The 22556-nt window shown below is 57.5% G+C and carries 20 protein-coding genes and 1 pseudogene; 10 read left to right on the top strand and 11 right to left on the bottom strand.

What is annotated here, in order from left to right:
* Positions 1-37: 37 nt before the first annotated feature.
* The gene (gene bamC, locus CAter10_RS12940; protein ID WP_061533727.1) at positions 38-1219 is read left to right on the top strand and encodes an outer membrane protein assembly factor BamC; all 1182 of its coding nucleotides are present in this window, start codon (positions 38-40) and stop codon (positions 1217-1219) included.
* Between the two features lie 71 nt (positions 1220-1290).
* Complete coding sequence (locus CAter10_RS12935; protein WP_082797904.1) at positions 1291-2121, top strand: MBL fold metallo-hydrolase; 831 nt, start codon at positions 1291-1293, stop codon at positions 2119-2121.
* Between the two features lie 85 nt (positions 2122-2206).
* On the opposite strand, the gene CAter10_RS21980 is transcribed toward CAter10_RS12935, so the two are convergent.
* From CAter10_RS21980 to CAter10_RS12925, 3 genes are all read right to left on the bottom strand, one after another.
* Positions 2207-2530, bottom strand: a complete 324-nt coding sequence (locus CAter10_RS21980) for a hypothetical protein (protein WP_082797903.1) — start codon at positions 2528-2530, stop codon at positions 2207-2209.
* Between the two features lie 170 nt (positions 2531-2700).
* Positions 2701-2997 (bottom strand): hypothetical protein, encoded by a 297-nt coding sequence (locus CAter10_RS22515; RefSeq protein ID WP_128083072.1) that lies wholly within the window; start codon positions 2995-2997, stop codon positions 2701-2703.
* 211 nt (positions 2998-3208) lie between these two features.
* On the bottom strand, positions 3209-4330 hold the full coding sequence (locus tag CAter10_RS12925) for a cupin domain-containing protein (RefSeq protein WP_061533725.1): 1122 nt from the start codon (positions 4328-4330) through the stop codon (positions 3209-3211).
* A gap of 150 nt (positions 4331-4480) precedes the next feature.
* Between CAter10_RS12925 and CAter10_RS12920 the strand changes: the two genes are divergently transcribed.
* Positions 4481-5029, top strand: a complete 549-nt coding sequence (locus CAter10_RS12920; RefSeq protein WP_061535335.1) for an FKBP-type peptidyl-prolyl cis-trans isomerase — start codon at positions 4481-4483, stop codon at positions 5027-5029.
* Between the two features lie 94 nt (positions 5030-5123).
* On the opposite strand, the gene CAter10_RS12915 is transcribed toward CAter10_RS12920, so the two are convergent.
* The 4 genes and pseudogenes from CAter10_RS12915 to CAter10_RS12900 all read right to left on the bottom strand — a co-directional run bounded on the left by CAter10_RS12915 (position 5124) and on the right by CAter10_RS12900 (position 11088).
* On the bottom strand, positions 5124-6065 hold the full coding sequence (locus tag CAter10_RS12915; protein ID WP_061533724.1) for a hypothetical protein: 942 nt from the start codon (positions 6063-6065) through the stop codon (positions 5124-5126).
* Positions 6065-8716 carry a DNA mismatch repair protein MutS gene (mutS, locus tag CAter10_RS12910; protein WP_061533723.1) on the bottom strand — a complete coding sequence of 884 codons (2652 nt, stop codon included), beginning with the start codon at positions 8714-8716 and terminating at the stop codon, positions 6065-6067. The genes CAter10_RS12915 and mutS overlap by 1 nt, the downstream gene beginning before the upstream one ends.
* 185 nt (positions 8717-8901) lie before the next feature.
* Complete coding sequence (locus tag CAter10_RS12905; RefSeq protein WP_128083071.1) at positions 8902-9777, bottom strand: hypothetical protein; 876 nt, start codon at positions 9775-9777, stop codon at positions 8902-8904.
* 106 nt (positions 9778-9883) lie between these two features.
* Positions 9884-11088: pseudogene (locus CAter10_RS12900) on the bottom strand (TIGR03862 family flavoprotein).
* Between CAter10_RS12900 and CAter10_RS23635 the strand changes: the two are divergent.
* On the top strand, positions 10975-11364 hold the full coding sequence (locus CAter10_RS23635; protein ID WP_236905564.1) for a hypothetical protein: 390 nt from the start codon (positions 10975-10977) through the stop codon (positions 11362-11364). The pseudogene CAter10_RS12900 and the gene CAter10_RS23635 sit on opposite strands and share 114 nt — an antisense overlap.
* Before the next feature lie 134 nt (positions 11365-11498).
* Here the strand turns inward: CAter10_RS23635 and ilvD are convergent, their stop codons facing one another.
* A complete protein-coding gene (gene ilvD / locus CAter10_RS12895) occupies positions 11499-13373 on the bottom strand; it encodes a dihydroxy-acid dehydratase (RefSeq protein WP_061533721.1) in 1875 nt (624 codons plus the stop codon).
* A 317-nt stretch (positions 13374-13690) separates the two neighbouring features.
* On the opposite strand from ilvD, the gene metC reads away from it, so the two are divergent.
* Positions 13691-14902 (top strand): cystathionine beta-lyase, encoded by a 1212-nt coding sequence (metC, locus tag CAter10_RS12890; RefSeq protein ID WP_082797902.1) that lies wholly within the window; start codon positions 13691-13693, stop codon positions 14900-14902.
* 242 nt (positions 14903-15144) lie between these two features.
* On the opposite strand, the gene CAter10_RS12885 is transcribed toward metC, so the two are convergent.
* Positions 15145-15612: an Lrp/AsnC family transcriptional regulator gene (locus CAter10_RS12885; protein WP_061533720.1), complete on the bottom strand. Its 468-nt coding sequence runs from the start codon at positions 15610-15612 to the stop codon at positions 15145-15147.
* Positions 15613-15824: 212 nt separating this feature from the next.
* Here CAter10_RS12885 and CAter10_RS22875 point away from each other — a divergent pair, with 212 nt between their 5' ends.
* The gene (locus CAter10_RS22875; protein WP_164840448.1) at positions 15825-15983 is read left to right on the top strand and encodes a hypothetical protein; all 159 of its coding nucleotides are present in this window, start codon (positions 15825-15827) and stop codon (positions 15981-15983) included.
* Complete coding sequence (locus CAter10_RS12880) at positions 15980-17755, top strand: autotransporter outer membrane beta-barrel domain-containing protein (RefSeq protein WP_236905550.1); 1776 nt, start codon at positions 15980-15982, stop codon at positions 17753-17755. Before CAter10_RS22875 ends, CAter10_RS12880 begins: the two co-directional genes overlap by 4 nt.
* 108 nt (positions 17756-17863) lie before the next feature.
* On the opposite strand, the gene CAter10_RS12875 is transcribed toward CAter10_RS12880, so the two are convergent.
* Together CAter10_RS12875 and CAter10_RS12870 are read right to left on the bottom strand one after the other, a co-directional pair.
* Positions 17864-18481 carry a DUF2242 domain-containing protein gene (locus CAter10_RS12875; RefSeq protein ID WP_231878962.1) on the bottom strand — a complete coding sequence of 206 codons (618 nt, stop codon included), beginning with the start codon at positions 18479-18481 and terminating at the stop codon, positions 17864-17866.
* A gap of 131 nt (positions 18482-18612) precedes the next feature.
* Positions 18613-19464: a metal-dependent hydrolase gene (locus CAter10_RS12870; RefSeq protein ID WP_231878960.1), complete on the bottom strand. Its 852-nt coding sequence runs from the start codon at positions 19462-19464 to the stop codon at positions 18613-18615.
* A 136-nt stretch (positions 19465-19600) separates the two neighbouring features.
* Between CAter10_RS12870 and CAter10_RS12865 the strand changes: the two genes are divergently transcribed.
* The 3 genes from CAter10_RS12865 to selD all read left to right on the top strand — a co-directional run bounded on the left by CAter10_RS12865 (position 19601) and on the right by selD (position 22472).
* Positions 19601-20218: a TetR/AcrR family transcriptional regulator gene (locus tag CAter10_RS12865; protein WP_231878959.1), complete on the top strand. Its 618-nt coding sequence runs from the start codon at positions 19601-19603 to the stop codon at positions 20216-20218.
* Positions 20219-20299: 81 nt separating this feature from the next.
* Positions 20300-21361, top strand: coding sequence for a tRNA 2-selenouridine(34) synthase MnmH (gene mnmH / locus CAter10_RS12860; protein ID WP_061533715.1), 1062 nt, complete (start codon positions 20300-20302; stop codon positions 21359-21361).
* A 64-nt stretch (positions 21362-21425) separates the two neighbouring features.
* A complete protein-coding gene (gene selD, locus CAter10_RS12855) occupies positions 21426-22472 on the top strand; it encodes a selenide, water dikinase SelD (protein ID WP_417924724.1) in 1047 nt (348 codons plus the stop codon).
* Positions 22473-22556: the final 84 nt, after the last annotated feature.

Below are 22556 nucleotides of genomic sequence, written 5' to 3'. Positions count from 1 at the left end.
TTTCCAATTTCCTTCGTCTCTTTGATCCTGTATCCACATGACTATTCGCAAGAACATTCCATCGACTCAATTCAGTCTTACACAACGTGGCGTTGTTATCGCTTTGGCGCTGGCCGGTCTGGCAGGATGCAGCTCGATCAGTTCAGTCCTTGAGCCGGATCGCATCGATTACAAAAGTGCAGGCAAGGTGACGGCGCCGAAGCTGGATGTGCCGCCAGATTTGACTCAGTTGCAACGCGAAAATCGCTATGCGATTCCTGAAGCGACGCAGGGTACGGCAACCGCATCTGGCTACACATTGGAGCAGGGCGCGCGCCCGGCCGCTGCTGCAGCAGCCATTGCCCCGAATGCTGCGCCAGACATGCACATCGAACGTGACGGATCACAGCGCTGGCTGGTGGTCAACGCCACGCCTGAAAGCCTGTGGCCGAAGGTCAAGGACTTTTGGCAGGATTCCGGCTTCCTGATCAATGTCGAGAATTCGGAAACCGGCGTGATGGAAACCGATTGGGCCGAGAACCGCGCCAAGATTCCACAAGATTTCGTCCGCAACACGCTTGGCAAGGTATTCGATTCAATCTACTCGACCGGTGAGCGCGATAAATTCCGTACTCGCCTCGAGCGCGGTCCGAACGGCACTACAGAAATCTATATCAGCCACCGTGGCGCGGAAGAAGTGTTGTCTGGCGCCCAAAAAGAATCAAGCATCTGGACTGCACGTCCTGCCGATCCACAGCTGGAAGCCGAATTCCTGTCGCGTCTGATGGGCCGCCTGGGAGCGGATGAAGTCAAAGCCAAGGCAGCGGTCGCCAATGCGCCATCGATGCAGGCACGTTCCAAGCTGGTGAAGAATGGTGCAGGTGATTTTGTCCAGGTTGACGAGGGCTTCGATCGCGCATGGCGCCGTGTTGGCCTGGCGCTGGATCGCGTCGGTTTCACAGTTGAAGATCGTGACCGCACCAAGGGCTTGTATTTCGTCCGTTACGTTGACCAGGATGCGGATGCCAAGGACAAGAAATCGGATAAGGGTTTCTTCTCCAGGCTGTTCAGCAGCTCGGATAGCGACAAGGTGAAAAATGCCGCTAGCTATCGTATTTTCGTGAAGGGTGCCGAATCCGGCAACCAGAGTCAGGTTGTCGTGCTGAACAAGGATGGCAATCCGGAACTGTCGAAAACCTCCGACAAGATCCTGGCTCTGCTGAACGATCAGCTGAAGTAAGCTATTGACTGAGGCTGTAGCAAAATAATGGCAGCACATCAGCAATGCGTCGCCGGTGTTAGGTGCTACCCTTGAAGTTCGCAAGCTTGGGTAGCGGTAGCGAAGGCAACGCATTGCTGATTTCGGCGACATCGGGTAGCACAACCACCAATGTGATGCTCGATTGCGGTTTCGGCATACGCGAAACCGAGCGGCGCCTGGCGCGCTTGGGCCTGGATGGCTCAGTTCTGTCCGCCATTGTCGTCACCCATGAACATCAGGATCATGTCGGTGGCGTTTTCAAATTCGCCCGACGGTATCGCCTGCCAGTCTGGCTCACATTCGGTACTTATCAAGCCTTGCGCATGGATTGCGGCGATGTCGAGGTCCGCTTCTGCCGCGATGGCGACTCGCTCGCCATTGGCGATCTCCAGCTCATTCCCTATACGGTTCCTCACGACGCGCGCGAGCCTGTGCAGTACGTGGCCGGCGACGGCAATCGCAAGCTGGGCGTTTTGACAGATGCTGGCAAACTTACCGATCACCTGGTGCAGGCGCTGGGCGGGAGTGATGCCTTGGTCCTGGAGTGCAACCACGATCGGCAGATGTTGGCCAACTCGGCTTATCCGGCTTCACTCAAGCGTCGCATCGGTGGCGAATACGGCCATTTGTCGAATGACAGCGCGCGCGAAATCCTGGCGGCAATGGATCAGTCGCGTTTGCGCAAGGTGGTCGGTGCGCATTTGAGCACGCGAAATAATCTGCCTGAACTGGCTTATGCCGCTTTATGCGGCGGACGTAGCAGTGAGTCGGTGGAGGTGACGATTGCTTGTCAGGAAGAGGCTTTGGCTGGATCGAGGCCTGATTGCTGGCTTGCTCGATTTTTACCGTGCCTGAAGGGCACAGCGGAGAGTGAAGGGTAGGACGTCGTAGGTAACGTAACGTCCTGGAAAATTTGGACAATAAAAAAGCCGACCCAAGGGTCGGCTTTTTTTATGCAGCCAATGATTACTTGGAAGCAGCAGGAGCGGCAGCAGCTTTAGCAGCGTCAGCAGCAGCGTCAACAGCTGTGTGAGCGGCATCAGCAGCAGCGGAACCAGCAGCAGTAGCAGCGGCGCCAGCAGCAGTAGCAGCGTCAGCAGCAGCGGAGCCAGCAGCAGTAGCGGCAGCAGCAGCATCGGAAGCAGCGGAAGCAGCAGCGTCGGCAGCAGCAGGTGCAGCCATTGGAGCTGGAGTCGAAGCGTCAGCAGCAGGAGCAGCTGCGTCGTCTTTTTTGCCGCAAGCAGCCAGAGTCAGAGCCAACAGGGATGCGATCAACAGTGTTTTTTTCATGAATGTTCCTTCAGTAGTAATCAAAAATTTTGCGATGAATAATTACCGGTAATTATCGCTCTACAGGATGTTTTCGCAGTGCTTTGCCGGAACCGCGCATCGCGATGCAACAAAAACTTTCCAGGACAGGATTATAGCTGGAATTTGTCAAATAAGACATGAACGGTTTGCTATTTAGTAAGAATTTGTATCAGCGCAACAGGGAGCGCTGAAGCTGGACTATGCAGGCCTGATTCGTTTGCAATAATCCGCCATGCTGGGGGCCTATATTCGCCTGCTTCGGGGCGGTGGCAGTGCGATTGCGGCTTATTCGAGTAAATGAAAATGCCCGCTGTATGAGCGGGATTTTCCAGTCCTTTACTGTCGCTAAATGCGTGGGTGGTAAGTAATGATTTGTTAAATGATAGAATGTTAATTATTGATAATAATGCGTAAATCCGCGCATAATTATTTTCTTTGATATCCATTTTATTATTCTTATTTACATTCAAATAGATTTGCTCACGGATTCCATGCGGTTTATCCAGGCGCGAGTTTTTGAAACTGTACTGCGGTTTCTAATGTGAATATTATCGCTTGCATATGAGTACGGCCCCGAAATCCCTGCGGCTAGCAGAAATTTCGAGGCCGTAAATATGTCGGCTATGTGGAGGGCAGCGACGGCGTTTGCTAGCTATATCAGCCCAGCGTGACCCAGCCGTCCTCATACCAGGTGTAGAGCGCCTCTAGCACGTCTGTCGACACCTTGCTGGCAGCCTCGCCGTCGAGTCGGCGCTGGTCTGCCAGTTGGGTCAGCGATGTCTTGTCGGCGCGGCCGGCTGCAAACGATTCACCATTGATGAACACGTGTTTGCCGCGATACAGCATTTGCGTCTTGCGCGACAATGCCACGCCGCGTTTGGCAAGTGCGGCGCTGAAACGGGCCAGCGTCAGCGGTTTTGGCGGTGACTCAAAGAAAACATTGGCTTTGGGTTCTGACAGATATTCACCGACGAAAATTGCGATATCGTCTTCGGTAAAGCGCACTTTATTGAGCTCGTCGGCGATCTGCGTCAGCATTCCGCGGCTGATTTCCGCCGGGTGTTTGCTGGGCTCGAGATCGGGGTCGGCATAGCGTCCCGGCAGGTCGATCGAATCAGCCATGAATTGCAGGAAAGCTTCGCCCAGTTCCTGGAACGGCGGCGCGCGGAAACCGATCGAATAGGTCATGCATTCGCCGATGGCAGTACCGTCATGTGCGTACTGAGGCGGCAGGTAGAGCATGTCGCCCGGCTCCAGCACGAACTCCTGCTCCGGCGTGAAATTCTTCAGGATCTTGAGCGCACTGCCTTCGACCAAGGTCAGGTCCTGAGTCGCGCCGATCTTCCAGCGCCGCTGGCCGTGCGCCTGCAGCAGGAATACGTCGTAGGAGTCGAAGTGTGGACCGACGCCGCCGGTGTCGGTGGCGTAGCTGATCATCAGGTCGTCCAGCCGTGCATCTGGGATGAAGCGGAACTGGCGCAGCAGTGCATCGGCGTCATCATTGTGCAGATTGACGCCTTGCACCAGCAGCGTCCAGTCTTTCTGGCTGAGGGCCGGCAATTTTTCGAACGGACCGTTTGCAACTTGCCACTGTTGTTTGAAATGCGTTACCAAGCGCGATTCGACATCGTCGCGCTGCGCCATTTCAAACAAGGCTTCGGGAGTCAGCAGCGGGGTAAAGCCAGGCAGCGCCTGGCGGATCAATAAGGGCTTCTTGTGCCAGTAGTCGCGGAGGAATTGTGCTGGCGTCAAGCCGCCGAGGAGTGTGAAATTTTTCATGCCGCTATTATATCGGGTTGGCTCCTGCAGAATGGGGCGGATGCGGGCCGGGCGGGGAAATTGCCGTGCGGGTTAATTTTTTTGACGCAGGCAAGGGTATGGCGTTCGGGCGGGTATAATCCCATCGCATGTTAAATGAAAGGAATGATCATGAAGATTGCCAAAAATACGGTAGTGACTGTACGCTACAAATTGTCAGATGCCCAAGGCAATCTGATCGAAGAAGGTAGTGAGCCAATGGTGTACTTGCACGGTGGCTACGAAAACACGCTGCCGAAGATCGAAGAAGCCCTGGAGGGCAAGGAAGCCGGTTACCAAACTGAATTGCAGGTCGAGCCGGACGACGCCTTTGGCGAATACGATTCGAACCTGGTCAAGATCGAACCGCGCAACCGCCTGCCGACACCGCTGGAAGTCGGCATGCAGTTCGAAGGCACGCCGGACAATGAAGATGACGAAGAGCACGCGCTGATTTTCACCGTCACCGATATCGCCGACGACAAAGTGGTGCTGGACGGTAATCATCCGCTGGCAGGCATCGCGTTGCGTTTCAACCTCAACGTCACGGAAGTGCGTGCGGCGACTGAAGAAGAAATTGCACATCAACACGTGCATGGCGCGCATGGCCACGATCACGGCCATGACGACCAGGATGACGATGCAGCGGACGATCACTTCCGTAGCCATCCTATCCACTAAGTTTTCAGTGACGCACGCCGTGCAAGTCATGACGGCGCAATGAAAAACCGCAGACATGCTTTTGCATGTGCTGCGGTTTTTTTACGCCGCGTGATCAGCGTCGGGATAGCGGCGGTGGATCAGCGGGTTTGGCTAGTTCAAACAGCTTTTTATTGGCCTGGTCGAAGGTTATCTTGAGCCAGCCGCTTGGCACTTCCAGATCGCCCACGTTATGTTGCCAGATGATGTCGGGAGAGTTCGATGAAGCGCTGCCATGGGATGCGTGGATCACCAGCACCTTGCCATCGAATTGCGCCGCATGTGCATTGATTTTCTGGCGGATTTCGGCAAAGCCGTCACGCTTGACGTTGAAGTCGAAGACCCTGTGATGTTGCGCAACCATCGGATCGCCATCGCAAAACAGCACCACCGCATCGGATTTTTTTTGTGAGGCGTTGAGGAAGATGCGTTGTAGCCATTCGCGGTTGGCGATTTGCCGATCTTCGAATTCGCTGTTGCGCCCGCCCTCGCTCAGGTAATGGTTGTTGGTGGCGGGCAGGTTGATGGTGGCAAAAACCACGTTGCCGATTTCCCAGCGCGCATTTTCCACGTAGCTGCGGAATTTTGGTGAGGTTGATTGCCTTATCAGCGGAATCTTGCTGTCGCCAAAGGAAAATTCGTCAGAAAAGAAAAGATCACGAATACGACTTAATCGCTCCAGCGCAGCCGAGCGATCGGCGCTGGTCTTGCATCCGACCCAATCGCTTGCGGACAAGGAGACGATCAAGCCATTTTTTGCGCCGCCCAATAGCGTCTTGCGTTGTCCGTATAGTTTGTCCGTGCAAGGCTCGCTGGCGGCCTTGATGCCGTTGGCAACTACGAAGGCGAGGTTGTCGGCATCGGTTTCGGCAATGGCGTTGCGCAGGGCGGTTTCGTCGGAGGAGTTACGAAATGCATGTCCGATTACCCCAAAACTGAAGGTCGCCGTCTCAGCCAGCGTCGATCCCGCACTTGCTGTCAGTGCCAGCACGAACGCTAGCCGGAGAATGGCATTCATCAGTTTTGTGGAGAGGTTGAAAGTTGTTTTAGTCGATACAACTGTTCCAGCGCTTCACGCGGCGTCAACGCATCGGGATCGATGCCGTCCAGGGCATCGAGCAATTCGCTGCCTAATGCATGGCTTGCCGTATCCGTATCGCCGCTTTCGCTGCTGGTCTGGGCCGCTTGTGAGAACAGATCAAACTGCGGCGTCGCCTGTACCGATTGCGATTCCAGCAGGGCCAGGTGCTTGCGTGCCGCCCGGATCACTGGTGTCGGTACGCCAGCCAGTTGTGCCACCTGCAAGCCGTAGCTTTGCGATGCCGGCCCGCTTTGTACGGCATGCAGGAAGACGATGCTGTCCTTGTGCTCGACGGCCGATAAATGGACGTTGGCGGCCGACGGATGCAGGTCAGGCAATTGCGTCAATTCAAAGTAGTGCGTGGCAAACAACGTGAAGCTGCGGGTGACGTCGATCAGATGTCTGGCGATCGCCCAGGCTAGCGCCAGGCCGTCGAAGGTTGAGGTGCCGCGGCCGACTTCATCCATCAGCACCAGCGAATTTTCGCTGGCGCCGTTCAGGATTGCTGCCGATTCAGTCATCTCCACCATGAAGGTGGAGCGGCCGCCGGCCAGGTCGTCGGCGGCACCGATGCGGGTGAAAATGCGGTCGATCGGGCCGAGCACGGCGCTGCTGGCTGGCACATAACTGCCAACATAGGCCAGCAGGGTGATCAGCGCCACCTGTCGCATGAAGGTCGATTTACCGCCCATGTTGGGGCCGGTAATCAGCAATAGCTTGCGTTCGGTGGACAGCTGGCAGTCGTTGGCGATGAAGCGTTCGATCTGTTTCTCGACGACCGGATGACGGCCTTGCTCGATCTGGATCGCCGGTTCGGCTACCAGTTGCGGCACACACCAGTCGTGGCGCGCGGCGTGATCAGCCAGTGCCACCAGCGTGTCGATTTGCGCCAGGGCATGGGCGATGTTTTGCAATGTGCCGATGTGTGGCGCCAGGTCTTGCAGGACCTGTTCATACAGCATTTTTTCGCGCACCAGGGCGCGTTCCTGTGCCGATAGCGCCTTGTCTTCAAACGCCTTCAGTTCCGGCGTGATGTAGCGTTCGGCGTTTTTCAGGGTCTGACGACGGCGATAGTCGTCCGGGACCTTGTCGGTCTGGCCGTGCGTGACTTCAATATAAAAACCATGCACCTTGTTGTATTCGACCCGCAGGTTGGCGATGCCGGTACGCGCACGTTCGCGGGTTTCCAGGTCGATCAGGAACTGTCCGGCGTTTTCCGACAACGCGCGCAATTCATCCAGTTCGGCATCGAAGCCGGTGGCGATGACGCCGCCGTCGCGCACCATGGTTGACGGTTCGGTAGCGATCGCGGTTTGCAGCAATTGCAGGCAATCGACTGGCGTTTCCAACGCCAAGCGCAGTTCCTGCAGCAATGGCGCCTGGTTGTCGTTGCCGCACAGAGCGATATCGGCGCGCAGGGAGTCCAGTTGCAGCAGACCGTCGCGCAAGCCGGCCAGGTCACGTGGCCGCGCCGACAGCAAGGCAATTCGCGCGGTGATGCGCTCGACATCCGGCACTGCGCTGAGCGTGGCCGAGATGGCGCTGCCGGTATCGGCGGCGATCAGGGCGCCGATCGCAGCGTGACGGCCGCGGGCCACCGATTGCTCGCGTTTGGCATGATGCAGCCAGTGGCGCAGCAGGCGCGAACCCATCGCGGTACGGCAGTGATCCAGCAGCGAGAACAAGGTCGGTGCGCCGGATGAGGCGTCTTGGCCGCGGATGGTTTCGGTCAGTTCCAGGTTGCGCCGGGTGGCGGCATCCAATCCGATGAATTCGTTTTCGGTTTCGACGGTGAGCGTGCGCACATGCTGCAAGCCCTTGCCTTGGGTCGACTGGGCATAGCGCAGCAACGCACCGGCAGCACCGATGGCGGCGCTCAAGCCTTCTGCGCCGAAGCCGCTCAAAGTGCTGACCGCAAGCTGGTCGAGCAGGGCCTTCTGGCCGTGGGTAATATCGAAGTGCCATTCGGGTACGGTGGTGGCCTTGTCGACTAGGCCGCTGCCGAGCATTGCATCGGCCATGTCTGCAGCCAGGATTTCCGCCGGGGCGATGCGTTCGAGTTCCTGTTTCAGCAAGCTGTCCAGGTCGCCAGGCTCGCAGCCGAATTCCATCATCTTCAAGGCGCCACTGGCCATCGATAGCCAGGCCAGGCCAGCCTTGACGGTTTTGCGCTGCTGGGTCACGTACAGTGCCAGCAACGGCTGATCGGATTTTTCCGGTAGCAGGTTGGAATCGGTCAAGGTGCCGGGTGTGATCACGCGCAGCACTTTGCGGTCAACCGGACCCTTGCTGGTCGCCGGATCGCCGATCTGTTCGCACAGCGCCACCGATTCGCCGAGCTTGATCAGTTTGGCCAGGTATTGATCGGCCGAATGGAATGGTACGCCACACATCTTGATGGGGGCGTTGTTGTAGGTGCCGCGTGAAGTCAGCGTGATGCCGAGCAGGCGCGTGGCCTTTTCCGCATCTTCAAAAAACAGTTCGTAAAAATCTCCCATCCGATAGAACACGAGCGTGTCCGGATAGTCGGCCTTGATGCCGAGATATTGCTGCATGCCGGGTGAAACTTTTTGTGCCGCTACCGTCATTGGGCGGCCCGTTTGTTAGATTTGAATTGCATTGAATGGATTCTTTCTCAAGCGCTGCCACAGACGCTTGATTACAGGGTTTCGATATAGGCGATATTGTAAGCCGAAGACCGCTCAATCGGTATTACTTTGCAGATTTAGCGGGAGTCGAGGGACGGTAAGGCCGCTGGCAGGCGGGATGCTTGTCAGCGGCGGGGCGTCATGTCCTGGTAGAACATTTCCTGCATCAGGAATTGCTGAAGTTCAGCCGTATCCTTGACTCGCGCGCTGAGCGTAATCACGCGGCCCAGGCGTTGCGAGCGCCAAGGGATGTCGCCATTGGTTTTCTTGCGGATCAGTTCGATCATCTTGTTGACGACCGCCATTTCGATGCTGTCTTCGCCGCCGCGTTCGACCGGGATCTGCTGCATCGCGTTGCGGCTGGTATCGGCATTCCAGCCATGGAAAATCAACGTGGCGCGGAACGGCGTTTTGTCGCGCACTTCGAAAATGCCGCCGGTCTTGCTCTTGTCGATGCCCATCCAGCCGCGCTGCGCCTGGATGTTGGCGCGGGCGATGTCATTCGACGACTGCGGGGTTTCATCGGGCGGGCTGGTTTCTCCGGCCAGTGCCCGTTCCTGGGCTTGCGCTGCCTCACGTCGCTCGCGCGCCGCCTGGATGTGGGAGGAGAAATCTTCCTCGACCGATTGTTGATACTTCGGGGCATCCGGCTGCGGCGTGACGATTGTCTGCGGCGTGATGGCGGTGATTGCGCGCGGTGACTGGACAATACGAGGTGTCGGCTTGCGCGGCTTGGCCGGCGTTGGGGTGGTCTTGGGCTTGGGCGGCGTCTTGACCGGTTGCGGCGGCGCGCTGTGCGGTACCGGCGCCAGCGTGATGCTGACCGTTCCCATGTTGCCCGGCGCCGGCGATTCTATCTTGACATCGGGCGGCAACTGGGTCAGCAGGTACCAGATGCCGACTCCGTGGAGCAGGATTGAAATCAGCACGCCAACGATCTTGGGAGTGCGCTGACGACTTGCCCGCTGCCGATCTATCCACGACAGCTTGCGTGGGGCCACACTCCTTTCCTTCATCGATTCAACCTTGTCCACTTGATTGCAAATTTGATAGCAGCTTCGCTGGAAGCTGCATGGTTCGTTAGTAAACGCTCTACGCGCGCGCCGATCATGCTACCGCAACTCTCTGTAACCAGCTCAATGCGCCATTGCCGGCGACACGTCCGGAAGCCAGGCAGGCGCTCAACAGATAGCCGCCGGTCGGCGCTTCCCAATCGAGCATTTCGCCGGCGCAGAATACGCCTGGCATGGCCTTCAGCATCAGATGTTGGTCGAGACCTTCAAATGTCACGCCGCCGGCGCTGCTGATCGCTTCATCGATAGGCCGTGGCGCCAGCAGGGTCAATGGCAGTGCCTTGATGGCATTGGCCAGCGACAGCGGATCGATAAAATCGGCGGGCGCCACCAGTTCGCGCAACAATCCTGTCTTGACGCCTTTCAGGCCTAAGCGGCTTTGCAGGTGGCTGGACCATGAGCGTGCACCGCGCGGACGAGAGACTTCGTCAATCACGCGCTGCAGCGGCCAGTCCGGCAACAGGTCAAGATGGATGACGACGCTGCCTTCGGCAACAATCCGATCCCGCAGTCCGGCCGCCAGCGCATAGATCAGACTGCCTTCAACACCGTGGGCGGTGACAACGAATTCGCCTTGTTTGCGGAAGCCGGGTTGTTCGTTCAGGGTATTGCCATCGTTGTCGACTGTGATGGCGATCGACTTGAGATGGTCGCCGGCAAAACGAGCGCGAAAATATTCACTCCAGCCAACGTCGAAGCCGCAATTGGCCGGCTGCAATGGGGCGATTGGCACATCGTACCTGGCCAGCAACGGCACCCATTTGGCGTCTGAGCCAAGCCGTGCCCAGCTGCCGCCGCCCAGCGCCAGCAGTACCGCATCGGCACTGACGGTGCGTGCGCCTTGCGGCGTTTCGAAAGAGAGTGTACCGGCTTCGCGCCATCCCAGCCAGCGATGCCGCATGTGAAATTGCACGCCGGCCTGGCGCAGCCGATGTAGCCAGGCGCGCAGCAGCGGGCTGCTTTCATGTCGGTCGGGAAGACGCGGCCGGACGAACCGACAAAGGTATCGATTCCCAGTGCATGCACCCATTCGCGCAACGCGTCCGGGGAAAACTGGTCCAGCAGCGGCGCGATGTGCGGGCGACGTGCGCCGTAACGCGACAGGAAGGCATCGTAGGGTTCGGAGTGCGTCAGGTTCATGCCGCCTTTTCCCGCCAACAGGAATTTGCGGCCGACCGAAGGCATGGCGTCATACACCTCGACCTGCACGCCGCCGGCAGCCAGCACTTCAGCCGCCATCAGGCCTGCGGGGCCGCCACCGATGACCGCTACGGTTCTCTTTTGCGCTTCAGAATGATTCAACGATGTCATCTGCTGGTGGATGCCGATCCTACAGTTTGGTTCAGGGGAGCGATAACGGAAGGAATTGCGGGAACTGTCATGCAATTCGCCGGGAAATCGATTACGTTTGCGATTACGTTATCCCTAGGCAAATCTGCTGCGGGAAACGGTTCGCAACTTTACCATATCGAGGCCGATAATATGGCTCCCGGCAAGCGTTGCAGAGCATCTTGAAAACGCTTTCCGACATGGAAGTATACGAAAAAGAGGCCGGTTCGCACCGGCCCCTTTTACATAGAGTTACACTTTTTCGGACAACTCTACGCTGCGACACAATGCTGCATGCCGCTACGTAACTGACCCGGCAATCAGCGCTTGAGCTGGCTGATATCTCTTACCGCGCCGCGATCGGCCGAGGTCGCCATGGCAGCATAGGCTTGCAACGCCTGGGATACGTAACGCTGGCGATCCACCGGTTTCCAGGCATCCTTGCCCTTGGCTTCCATTGCCGCGCGTCGTTGCGCCAGATCGCTGTCGCTGATTTTCAGGTGCATGCGGCGTTCCGGAATATCGATTTCGATGATGTCGCCTTCTTCCACCAGGCCGATGGCACCGCCTTCCGCCGCTTCTGGAGAAGCATGGCCGATCACCAGGCCGGAGGAGCCGCCGGAAAAGCGGCCATCGGTAAACAGCGCGCAGGATTTGCCCAGGCCCTTGGATTTGATGTAGGAAGTTGGATACAGCATTTCTTGCATGCCTGGGCCGCCTTTCGGGCCTTCGTAGCGGATGATGACGACATCGCCGGCGTGCACAGTGTCGCCCAAGATCGCTTCCACCGCATCGTCCTGGCTTTCAAAGACGCGTGCACGACCGCTGAATTTGAGGATGCTTTCATCGACGCCAGCAGTTTTGACGATACAGCCGTTTTCCGCCAGGTTGCCATACAGGACCGCCAGGCCGCCATCTTGCGAATAGGCGTGCGCCTTGTCGCGGATGCAGCCGTTGCTGCGGTCGGTGTCGAGGCTGGTAAAGCGTTTTTCCTGTGAAAACGCGGTCTGGGTTGGCACGCCGCCCGGCGCTGCGCTGAACAGCTTGTGCACGGCGGCGTCCTGGGTTTGCGTGATGTCGTTATTGGCGATGGCGTCACCCAGCGTCTTGCTATGGATGGTCGGACGGCTGGTGTCGAGCAGGCCGGCGCGCGCCAGTTCGCCGAGGATGCTGACGATGCCGCCGGCGCGGTGCACGTCTTCGATATGATATTTGTCAGTCATCGGCGCTACCTTGCACAGGCAGGGCACGTGACGCGAGATGCGATCGATGTCGGCCATCTTGAAATCGACTTCAGCTTCCTGCGCCGCTGCCAGCAAGTGCAGCACGGTGTTGGTGGAGCCGCCCATGGCGACATCCAGCGTCATGGCGTTCTCGAACGAAGCCTTGGTGGCGATCGTGCGTGGCAACACCGAATCGTCGTCCTGTTCGTAGTAACGCTTGGCCAGTTCAACGATCAGGCGGCCGGCGCGCAGGAACAATTCCTTGCGGTCGGCGTGGGTGGCGAGGATAGTGCCGTTGCCAGGCAGAGCCAGGCCCAGCGCTTCGGTCAGGCAGTTCATCGAGTTGGCGGTAAACATGCCGGAACAGGAGCCGCAAGTCGGGCAGGCCGAGCGTTCGATTTCCGCGATGTCAGCGTCGCTGACCGAGGCGTCGCCAGCCTTGATCATGGCGTCTACCAAGTCGATCTTGAAAATCTTCTGGTCGATTACGGCCACGCCTGGCAGCTTTTCAACTACCTTGCCGGCCTCCATCGGACCGCCGGAAACGAACACGACAGGAATGTTGAGGCGCATCGCGGCCATCAACATGCCGGGCGTGATTTTGTCGCAGTTGGAGATGCATACCATCGCATCGGCGCAATGGGCATTGACCATGTATTCGACCGAATCGGCGATCAGTTCGCGCGATGGCAGCGAATACAGCATGCCGCCATGGCCCATGGCGATGCCGTCATCGACTGCAATGGTGTTGAATTCCTTGGCGACGCCGCCGGCGGCTTCAATTTCACGCGCGACCATCTGGCCCAGGTCCTTCAGATGGACGTGGCCTGGCACGAATTGGGTAAAGGAGTTGACCACCGCAATGATCGGTTTGTCGAAATCGCCGTCTTTCATGCCGGTGGCGCGCCAGAGTGCGCGGGCGCCGGCCATGTTACGGCCGTGGGTGGTGGTGCGGGAACGATATTGCGGCATGGTTTCAGTCTCCAGAAGAATGGCTTTTAGGCTGACGATAGATTGCCTTGCCCATTACATCGTGTCAAATATATGATTTGTTTGTTATTAATATGTATTACATATTAATGGCGTGGGAAGATTTGGCAAATGAAGTAGGCGATGAAGCTGTATAAATTGATTTTTATGGGTTAATTTATCTTTAATTTTTAAATTATTAGAAAAACATTCTAATAACACCGCATTCGCGTCCTGTTGTTGCAATAATTTTCCAGCACCCAAACTCTACAATAGACCTAGGTAATGTCGCCGTACAGCTCTGGATGGAGTGCTTCACCATGTCTTTCGATAAAAATTCAGGTTCGCCTTCGATGCCGGCCCACGTTGACACGCAATTGGCCCACATCGGCCGCGAGCCGTCGCGCTTCGCCGGGATGGTGAATACGCCGGTATTCCGTGGTTCCACCATCATCGCCAACAACCTGGAAGATTGGGAAGCCAGCCGCCAGATCGATAACCCGATGGCGAACTACGGCCGTTTCGGCACGCCGACTACGCGTTCCTTCGAGCAGGCCATCACCACGCTCGAAGGTGGCCATAACTGCCTGGTGTTCCCATCCGGCCTGTCGGCTTGCACCCATAGCATCATGGCCTTCGTCAAGAGCGGCGATCATGTCCTGATCACCGATAGCGTATACGGCCCGACGCGTACCTTCGCTGATCGCGTGCTGCGCCGCATGGGCATCGACGTCGAGTTTTTCGATCCGCTGATTGGCGGCGAGATTCGCAATCTGTTGCGCCCGAATACCAGCGTGGTGTTTGTCGAGTCGCCCGGTTCGTGGACTTTCGAGGTACAAGATATTCCGGCGATCGCTGAGGAGGCACACAAGGTCGGCGCTTACGTGCTGCTGGACAATACATGGGCCACGCCACTGTTTTTCAAGCCGTTTGAACATGGCGTGGATGTGTCGATCCACGCTGCCACCAAATACATCGTTGGACACTCTGACGCCTTGCTGGGCGTCGCCAGCGCCAACGAACGCGCCTGGTGCATCCTCAAGCACGGCGCACACGATTTCGGCCAGACTGCCGGTCCGGACGATATCTACCTGGCTTTGCGCGGCATGCGCAGCATGTCGGTGCGCCTGCGTCAGCACTGGGAGAGCGGTATCCAGCTGGCAGAGTACTTGCGGACTCAGCCGCTGGTGGAGAGCGTGCTGCATCCGGCGTTGGCGTCCGATCCGGGCCATAAGCTATGGCAACGCGATTTCCTCGGCGCCAGCGGCTTGTTCACGATTGAATTGAAAGAAGTCGGCCGGCCGGCCTTGTCGAAATTTTTCTCCAGCCTGGAGTTGTTCGGCATCGGCTTGTCATGGGGTGGCTTTGAAAGCTTGGCCTTGCCGCTGGATAAACCGCCGACACGCGTGGCGTCGCGGAAGAGCTACCAGAATCCGCTGGTGCGGATCCATGTCGGCCTGGAAAATATCGAAGATCTGGTGAGTGATATGGGCAAGCGTTCACGCAGATGGAAAAGGCGCTTTGAGTTGTAATGCTGTTTAACTAAGTTCTGTTACCTGGACAACCCCTACAGCAGCGTCGTCATCCCCGCGAACGCGGGGATCCAAATTGCTGAGTGCGATGATGAAAATGGATTCCCGCGTTCGCGGGAATGACGGTGGGGCTGGGGAGGTCAAGCCGGTGTGACCCAGGCATGGCGTCAATCGCGGTACAAAGGGAGTGTCGGCTACATCGAGCGATTTCGCTGTAAGTTGCTAAATCCGGCTCGGTGCTGTCAATCCAACCCGGCGTAGCCAAGCGGCAGCGCCGTGGTGTGCTTGATCTGCTCCATCGCAAAGCTGGCGTTGACGTCGAACAGCGCGTTCGACTGCGTAAGCTTCTGGTACACCGCATCGTAGGCGGCAATGTTGGGCACCACCACCCGCAACAGATAATCGATGTTGCCGCTCATGCGGTAAAACTCGACCACTTCCGGAATCATCTTCACCGTATTGCTGAACTGTTCATACCAGGTGGCATTGTGCTGGTTGGTCTTGATCAGCACGAAAACCGTGACGCCGACATTCAGTTTGCCAGCATCAAGCAGCGCCACCCGGCGCACGATCACGCCATCTTCTTCCATTTTCTGGATGCGGCGCCAGCAAGGCGTCGACGACAGATTCACCTTCTCGGCGATTTCCGCGACCGGCGTGGTGGCGTCCTCCTGCAGGATGGCGAGAATCTGTTTATCTATTTTATCCATGATCGACTTGAGTGTAAGGAGGGGAGTGCATCGCTGGCGCCCCAAATGCGCCATACAGTTTGGCATAACCGGCGTAAAAACCAAGCGGTTTTGCGTCCTGAATGTGATGTCGCCCGATTCAGAGGGTTTTGTCTATGCGGTTTGATTGACAAGGCTGGTGAGGAGGCAGATATTAACGTCGCTGCATTCATAAATACAAGAAGGAGACACAATTGAGTTTATCTTTACCCAAGCCATTCCGGCTGCGTCCGATGGCGCGTGCGTTGACGTTGGCAACTCGTACGGTTGCCATACTCGGCGCCGGACTGATCGTCAGTTCCTCTGCCTCCGCGGCGAATTTTTCCCAAATGGTTTTTTCGGCGACTCGCTGACAGACAGCGGGTTCTTTACCGGCGTCGGCCAGCAGGCGTCGTTCACGACCAATCCCGATCCGGTGTGGGCGCAAATCGTCGCGCACCACTATGGCGCGGCGGCCAATCCGGCGGCGATATTGACGCCAAGCGGCGCCCAACCGGCCGGCGGCACTGATTATGCAGTCGGCGGCGCCCGCGTGACCAGCCAGAACGGTTGGCCCAGCGCTGCGACAGGGCCTTTGGTGCCGACGGTAACCAGCCAGGTTGACGGCTATCTGGCTGCCAATCCAAGACTGGATAGCAAAGGCTTGTATACGGTCTGGGCAGGTGCCAACGACGTCTTCGGCTACACCCAAAGCAATATGGCGAGCCTGCTCAATCCTGCGACGCAGACGGCCGCCGCATTGCAGACGATCAAGGAAGTCACCGGTGAAGCGGCCAATGTGGTCAGCCTGGTCAAGCGCCTGCAGCAGGCAGGTGCCGGCACCGTGCTGGTAATTAATCTGCCGGACATCGGGCGCACTCCGGAGGGCTCTGCGATTCCTGCGTTGTCGACCTTGTGGACGGCTTCGTCGACGAGTTTCAACACCGCGCTGAACAATGGCTTGAACGGACTTGGCGGCAACATCGTGGCGCTGAATGCCTTCGGCATGCTGCGTGAAGTGATTGCCAATCCTGGCCTGTATGGCTTTACCAATGTCACCAGCCCGGCTTGTACCACCAGTTCTTCGGGCAACTGTACGCTGTCGACGCTGGTGGCCCCTAACGCCGACCAGACTTATCTGTTTGCCGATGGCGTGCACCCAACCGGTGCCGGCCACGCGATCCTGGCGCAATACGTTGTGTCGGTGCTGCAGGCGCCAGGGCAGATCGGCATGCTGGCCGAGGCGCCGCTGGCCAGCGCGCAGACTTTCACACACGCCATCGATGATCGCTTGCGCCTGACACCGCGCGCCGGTCAGGTCGAAGCGTATGCAGCCTATGACAATACACACCAGAGCCTCGATCACAACAACAATAATCCCGGCCTGGACGGTTCGGCCAACAGCTTGACTGTGGGCGTCGATTACGCGGTCAACCAGAATGTCACAGTTGGCGGCGCTTTCGGCTTTGCCCATAACAAGGCAGAGTTCGGTGGCAATACAGGCGGCTTCAAGCTGGATCAAGCAATGCTGTCGGCGTATACCCAGTATCGCGATGGCGCCTGGGCGCTGAACGCAATCGGTATGGTTGGCTCGCTGCAATACAACGATGTGACCCGTAACATCGCGCTGGGTCCGGCGACGCGTAGCGAAAGCGGCGACACCAACGGTCATCAATTCCTGTTGCGTATCGGCGGCCAGTACGATTTCAACGTCGGCGCACTGGTACTCAGCCCGGTCGGCACATTGACCTGGCAACAGGTGAATGTTGGTGGTTATTCGGAAAACGGCAACGACAGCACCGCCATGAACTTCCAGTCGCAAACGCGCAATTCGCTGGTATCCAGCCTTGGCGCGCAAGTCAGCAGCAAGCTGACGCTGGGTTCATATGAAGTGAAGCCGTTTGCCAAGCTGGCTTGGGAGAAGGAATTCGATGATAGCGAACGCGATGTCCGCGCCAATATCGTCGGCATGGCGGGTAGCTTCGGCTTGCCGGCTTATCTTGGGCCATCCAACAGCGCGCGTGCGGAACTGGGAGCAAGCATTGCGCTGGCAACCGATTTCAGTGCTTACGCCAGCTATAACGGCCAGTTCGCAGGCGGCAACAAGATCAATTCGTTTCAGGTTGGCCTGAAAAAAGCGTTCTAAAAGCGCTTTAAGTTGGTGGTTGGGCACGCTTTGTGCCCGCGCAGAACAGAGCTTGCCGATGCCGCGGGCTCATGATGCGTGGGTACAAATGCGTGCCCTTTCTGCATTTCAGGGGCGTGATTCTTCGATAGTTTTGGTTGCCGACTTGGTAGGCAGTGCCGGTTCATCGTCGAAATCGACGACAGGGGCGCCGCCGTCCAGGCCGAGGTAATGTTCGGTGAGGCCGAAGAAGCGATCATAGAACTGACCGGCAGGAATGGTCTCGCTGGCAACCTTCACCAGTGAATCCGATGTGCTGCCGATCGGCATCGATACCGATCCGAGCACGCTCAAGCCTACGCTGGCGGAGTTGTTGGTTTTCTTTAACGCGTAGCGATCCTGCGTGGCGCTGACGAACACGGTGGTGCTTTTGCCTTGTTTGTCGTTGGCGGCGCACACCACATGGAACTCGATTTCGACGTGCACATCGCTTTCCGGCTGGAAGTGCTTGTGGCCGTCCACCAGATCCGCTTTTGCCTGTTTGATGATGTAGCCCTGACTTAGCAGGGTGCGTCGCACGGCCTCACAGGTTGCCGGCCCGGAGCTGGCAAAATCATGGGAGAAGGTGCTGGTGTCGCTGAATTCTTCGCCCTGGTACACCGCGGATTTTGTGGTCGAGCAACCTGCGATGACACCCACCAGCGAGACACCGACTAAGGCGGGCAATAACCTGGACATCCTGGACATAAACGAAAACTCCTTGAATCGGCTAAATGGAAGCGGCGGATGGCATTTTAGTCCATTGCTGGCTCTAATATTCAGTCGATTCGACAGAAGCAAAGGAGTTTTGTTGCGGTTTATTGTCGTTTTAATGTGCTTTAGGCTTCTTTCGGTCCGCGTACGATGCTGTAGCGACCTGCATTGGCGTTCAGCCATTTCGTCGCCAGTTCGCGGTTGTCATGCTGCCAAGGGTGGAAATCGCGCTTCATGTAACTGAAAAGCGGCCCAACCGTCAGCCAGAACAAACCGTGTCGGCCAAAGAAAAAGCTGGCTGCATCGAGCCATGTGCCGGGTTTGAACAGCACCCGGTCATGCCACAGGTTGTTGACGGTTTGTCCGGTTGCCCTTGTGGTGAAACTCCACATCGCATACATATACCAGCGCACGCGCGTCCAGCGGTCGCCGCCCAGAGTGCGGTACAGATCAAAGGCGACTGCCTTGTGCTCGGTTTCTTCGACCGCGTGCCAGCGCCATAGCGTGGCCAGCATTGGATCAGCGCCGTCCAGAATTTCGGGATGGCGCAGCGTGACGTCGGCAAGTACGGCGGTGCAATGCTCAAACGCTGCGGTGACGGCCAGGCGGCTCAGTGGCGGCACACCGCGTTGGCGTCCCAGTTCAATCTGGTTGCGCGCCCAGTCTTGCCAGTGATTGACCAGGCCTTGTTTTTCCAACTCGTCGTTGTAGAGTCCGTGGATACGCCGATGGGTGGCTTCCTGGCCGACAAAATCCTGGATGGTGGCGCGCAGGGACGTGTGGTCGGCATCAGTCGGTAGCATTTCCGCTGCCGCGCGCACGGCGTCGATGAATTCCTGTTCTCCGACCGGAAAGCTCATCGACAGGGCATTGAAATACTGCGTGCGGAACGCCTTGCCGCCCAACCAGTGGCGTGGGAAGCCTTGCGATAGGTCGACCAATAATTTCCTGACCATCAATGGTGTGGATGTGTTCACGGACTGCCTTTGTTCTTTGTTAAATGACGATAGAGACACTATACTGAGCTTTATTCAGTTTTTAAACTCGCAAGTTGCTCAGTTTTTGACAGGTATCGATATGGCCAAGCGCAATCCAGGTTCTCCCTCTGAAATCATGAGAAAATTGCCGACGCAAGAGCGTGCGCAACGAACTATAGAGACCATTTTCCAGACCACTGCTCAGATTTTGGAAAGCGAAGGCGAAGCCGGTTTGACGACCAACAAGGTGGCGGAAAAGGCTGGTTTTTCGATTGGTACGCTGTACCAGTATTTTCCGAGCAAGGAAGCGATCCTGTCGGCACTGATCGCGCGTGAGCGGCGGCGCGTGATGGATGAGCTGAGTGAGTTGATGGAAAGCGCGGAAAGCCAGAGTGACCAGCTCGATCCGAAAGCCTTCCTGCGTCAATTCATTCGCATCAATATCGAAGGGCTCGGTAGTGGCAGGAGCGTCAAGCGGGCGATGATTCGCTTTGCCTGGCAGCACGACCATCACGAGGAAATTACCCAGGCGTTGCGCGAGACGGCGGAGCGGATCGCCATCAGCATGCAGAGGATTCATCATCCACATCTGCGGCCGCCGACACCGGCAATGATGTTCGTGGTGACGCGTGCCGTGATCGGCGCGATCCGCAGCGCTTCGCTGGAAAAGTCGCCGCTGCTTGGCAGCATCGAGTTCGAAGATGAGCTGGTGCGGCTGGCTTGGGGCATGCTATCGCAATCCAGCGATTTCTGACGGGGCGCCATCAATCGGGTTGCGCGCCAAAATGACCGATAATGCATGTACCGCTGTTGCACTAACCTATAGAAAACCCGCATGAAATACCCGGCATTGCTCCCTTTTTCAGAAATTCTTCCTCGGCTCTCGCAGTTCGACACCATCATCGATGCGCGCAGTCCCTCCGAATTTGCCGAAGACCACATACCTGGCGCCATCAATTGCCCGGTGCTGGATGATGCGCAACGCATTCAGGTCGGCACCATGTACAAACAGGTCAATGCGTTTGAGGCGAAAAAACTGGGAGCGGTGCTGATCGCCCGCAATATTGCGCACCATATCGAAACGCTGTTTATCGGCAAGCCGCGTGAATGGGAGCCGCTGATCTATTGTTGGCGCGGCGGCAATCGCAGCGGTGCGATGGCGCATATCATGGCCAAGATAGGTTGGCCGGTGGTACAGCTGGATGGCGGCTATCGGGAATATCGTCGTCATGTCAATGAAAGCCTGGGCGAGCTGCCGCAGCGTTTTTCCTTCAGGGTGATCTGCGGCCCGACCGGCAGCGGCAAGAGCCGATTGCTGCAGGTACTGGAACTGCAGGGCGCGCAAGTGCTTGATCTGGAGCAGATGGCGGCGCACCGCGGTTCGGTGCTGGGTAATCTGCCGAGCGAGCCGCAGCCGTCGCAGAAAACCTTTGAAAGCCGCATCTGGCAGCGCCTGCAACGCTTTGATCCACAGCGTCCGATATTTGTCGAATCGGAGAGCAAGAAGGTCGGCAATCTGCGTGTACCGGAAATGCTGATGGAGCGCATGCGCAATTCGCCGTGTATTGCAGTTGCCCTGGCGCGCCCGGAGCGGGTGCGGCTACTGATTGAGGATTATGCGCATTTCGTGGCTGACCCCGCGTTGCTGAATACCCAGTTGGCTTGCCTGGCTTATTTGCATGGCCGCGAGAAGGTCGGGCAATGGCAGAAAATGGCTTTGTCGGGACACATCGGGGAGCTGGTTGATGAGCTGTTGCTGAAGCATTATGATCCGGCCTATGCGCAGTCGATCAAGCGCAACTTCGATCAGTTTTCCAGCGCGCAGACACTCGATCTGCCCGATATTTCAGACGCGGCCTTTTTGCGGGCGGCACAGCAATTGCACCAGAACATATAAGCCTGGATGGCCCAGGTTGCCATCCTTTATCAATCTACATACCAGGACCAGCATGAGCGACCTTATTGAACCAGCCATCAAACTGACTTCCTTTTCGCACGGCGGCGGCTGCGGCTGCAAGATCGCGCCCGGCGTGCTGGCGCAAATCCTCAAGAATTCGAATGGTTTTCCGGTGCCGAAGGAGTTGATGGTCGGCATGGAAACCGCTGACGACGCTGCGGTCTACAAGCTCAACGACGAACAGGCCTTGATCGCCACCACCGATTTCTTCATGCCGATCGTCGACGATCCCTATGATTTCGGCCGCATCGCCGCCACCAATGCCATTTCCGATGTCTACGCCATGGGCGGCACACCGATCATGGCGTTGGCGCTGGTTGGCATGCCGATCGATAAATTGCCGGTGGAGGTGATCGGAAAAATCCTGCTAGGCGGCGAATCGATCTGTGCCGAGGCGGGCATTCCGATTGCCGGCGGCCATACCATCGATTCGGTTGAGCCGATCTACGGACTGGTGGTGCTGGGCCTGGTACATCCATCCAAGGTCAAGCGCAATGCCGGTGCCAAGGCAGGCGACAAACTGATATTGGGCAAGCCGATCGGTGTCGGCATTTTATCAGCCGCGCTGAAGAAGGGCGCGCTGGATGCGGCCGGTTACGCGGCATTGATCGACAATACCACCAAGCTGAACAAGCCGGGCCGATTGCTGTCGGAACTGGCCGGAGTCAACGCATTGACCGACGTCACCGGCTTCGGCGTACTGGGGCATTTGCTGGAACTGGCGCGCGGCGCCAAATTGTCGGCCAAGCTCAACATGGGATTGCTACCTTTGCTGCCGCAGGTTCAGAATCTGGCCGAGCAGGGCTACATCACGGGCGCCTCCGGGCGTAACTGGAGCGGCTACGGCCAGGATGTGAAGCTGGCAGACGGTATCACGCCTGTACAACGCAGCCTGTTGACCGATCCGCAAACCTCGGGCGGTTTGCTGGTCTCCTGTGACCCTGGCGCGGTGGAGCAGGTGTTGGAGCTGTTCCGGCGCGAAGGCTTTGCCGATGCCGCCGTCATCGGCGAAATGACGACTGGCGAGAGCGGCGTGCAAGTGCTGGCTTGATACTGTCATCTCCGCGAACACGGGCACCAGAGTGGGGAATCCAAATCGCTGAGTGAAGCTCTGAAAATGGATTCCCGCGTCCGC

This window comes from Collimonas arenae, assembly GCF_001584165.1.
GTDB lineage: Bacteria > Pseudomonadota > Gammaproteobacteria > Burkholderiales > Burkholderiaceae_D > Collimonas > Collimonas arenae.
This window is presented reverse-complemented; position numbering and strand designations above follow the sequence as displayed.

What these genes read in the sequence shown, in the direction of transcription:
- bamC (WP_061533727.1), top strand. Translation starts at nt 38, where the DNA reads ATGACTATTCGCAAGAACATTCCATCGACTCAATTCAGTCTTACACAA.
- CAter10_RS21980 (WP_082797903.1), bottom strand. Translation starts at nt 2,530, where the DNA reads ATGAAAAAAACACTGTTGATCGCATCCCTGTTGGCTCTGACTCTGGCT.
- CAter10_RS22515 (WP_128083072.1), bottom strand. Translation starts at nt 2,997, where the DNA reads ATGGATATCAAAGAAAATAATTATGCGCGGATTTACGCATTATTATCA.
- CAter10_RS12925 (WP_061533725.1), bottom strand. Translation starts at nt 4,330, where the DNA reads ATGAAAAATTTCACACTCCTCGGCGGCTTGACGCCAGCACAATTCCTC.
- CAter10_RS12920 (WP_061535335.1), top strand. Translation starts at nt 4,481, where the DNA reads ATGAAGATTGCCAAAAATACGGTAGTGACTGTACGCTACAAATTGTCA.
- CAter10_RS12915 (WP_061533724.1), bottom strand. Translation starts at nt 6,065, where the DNA reads ATGAATGCCATTCTCCGGCTAGCGTTCGTGCTGGCACTGACAGCAAGT.
- mutS (WP_061533723.1), bottom strand. Translation starts at nt 8,716, where the DNA reads ATGACGGTAGCGGCACAAAAAGTTTCACCCGGCATGCAGCAATATCTC.
- ilvD (WP_061533721.1), bottom strand. Translation starts at nt 13,373, where the DNA reads ATGCCGCAATATCGTTCCCGCACCACCACCCACGGCCGTAACATGGCC.
- metC (WP_082797902.1), top strand. Translation starts at nt 13,691, where the DNA reads ATGTCTTTCGATAAAAATTCAGGTTCGCCTTCGATGCCGGCCCACGTT.
- CAter10_RS12885 (WP_061533720.1), bottom strand. Translation starts at nt 15,612, where the DNA reads ATGGATAAAATAGATAAACAGATTCTCGCCATCCTGCAGGAGGACGCC.
- CAter10_RS12875 (WP_231878962.1), bottom strand. Translation starts at nt 18,481, where the DNA reads ATGTCCAGGATGTCCAGGTTATTGCCCGCCTTAGTCGGTGTCTCGCTG.
- CAter10_RS12865 (WP_231878959.1), top strand. Translation starts at nt 19,601, where the DNA reads ATGAGAAAATTGCCGACGCAAGAGCGTGCGCAACGAACTATAGAGACC.
- mnmH (WP_061533715.1), top strand. Translation starts at nt 20,300, where the DNA reads ATGAAATACCCGGCATTGCTCCCTTTTTCAGAAATTCTTCCTCGGCTC.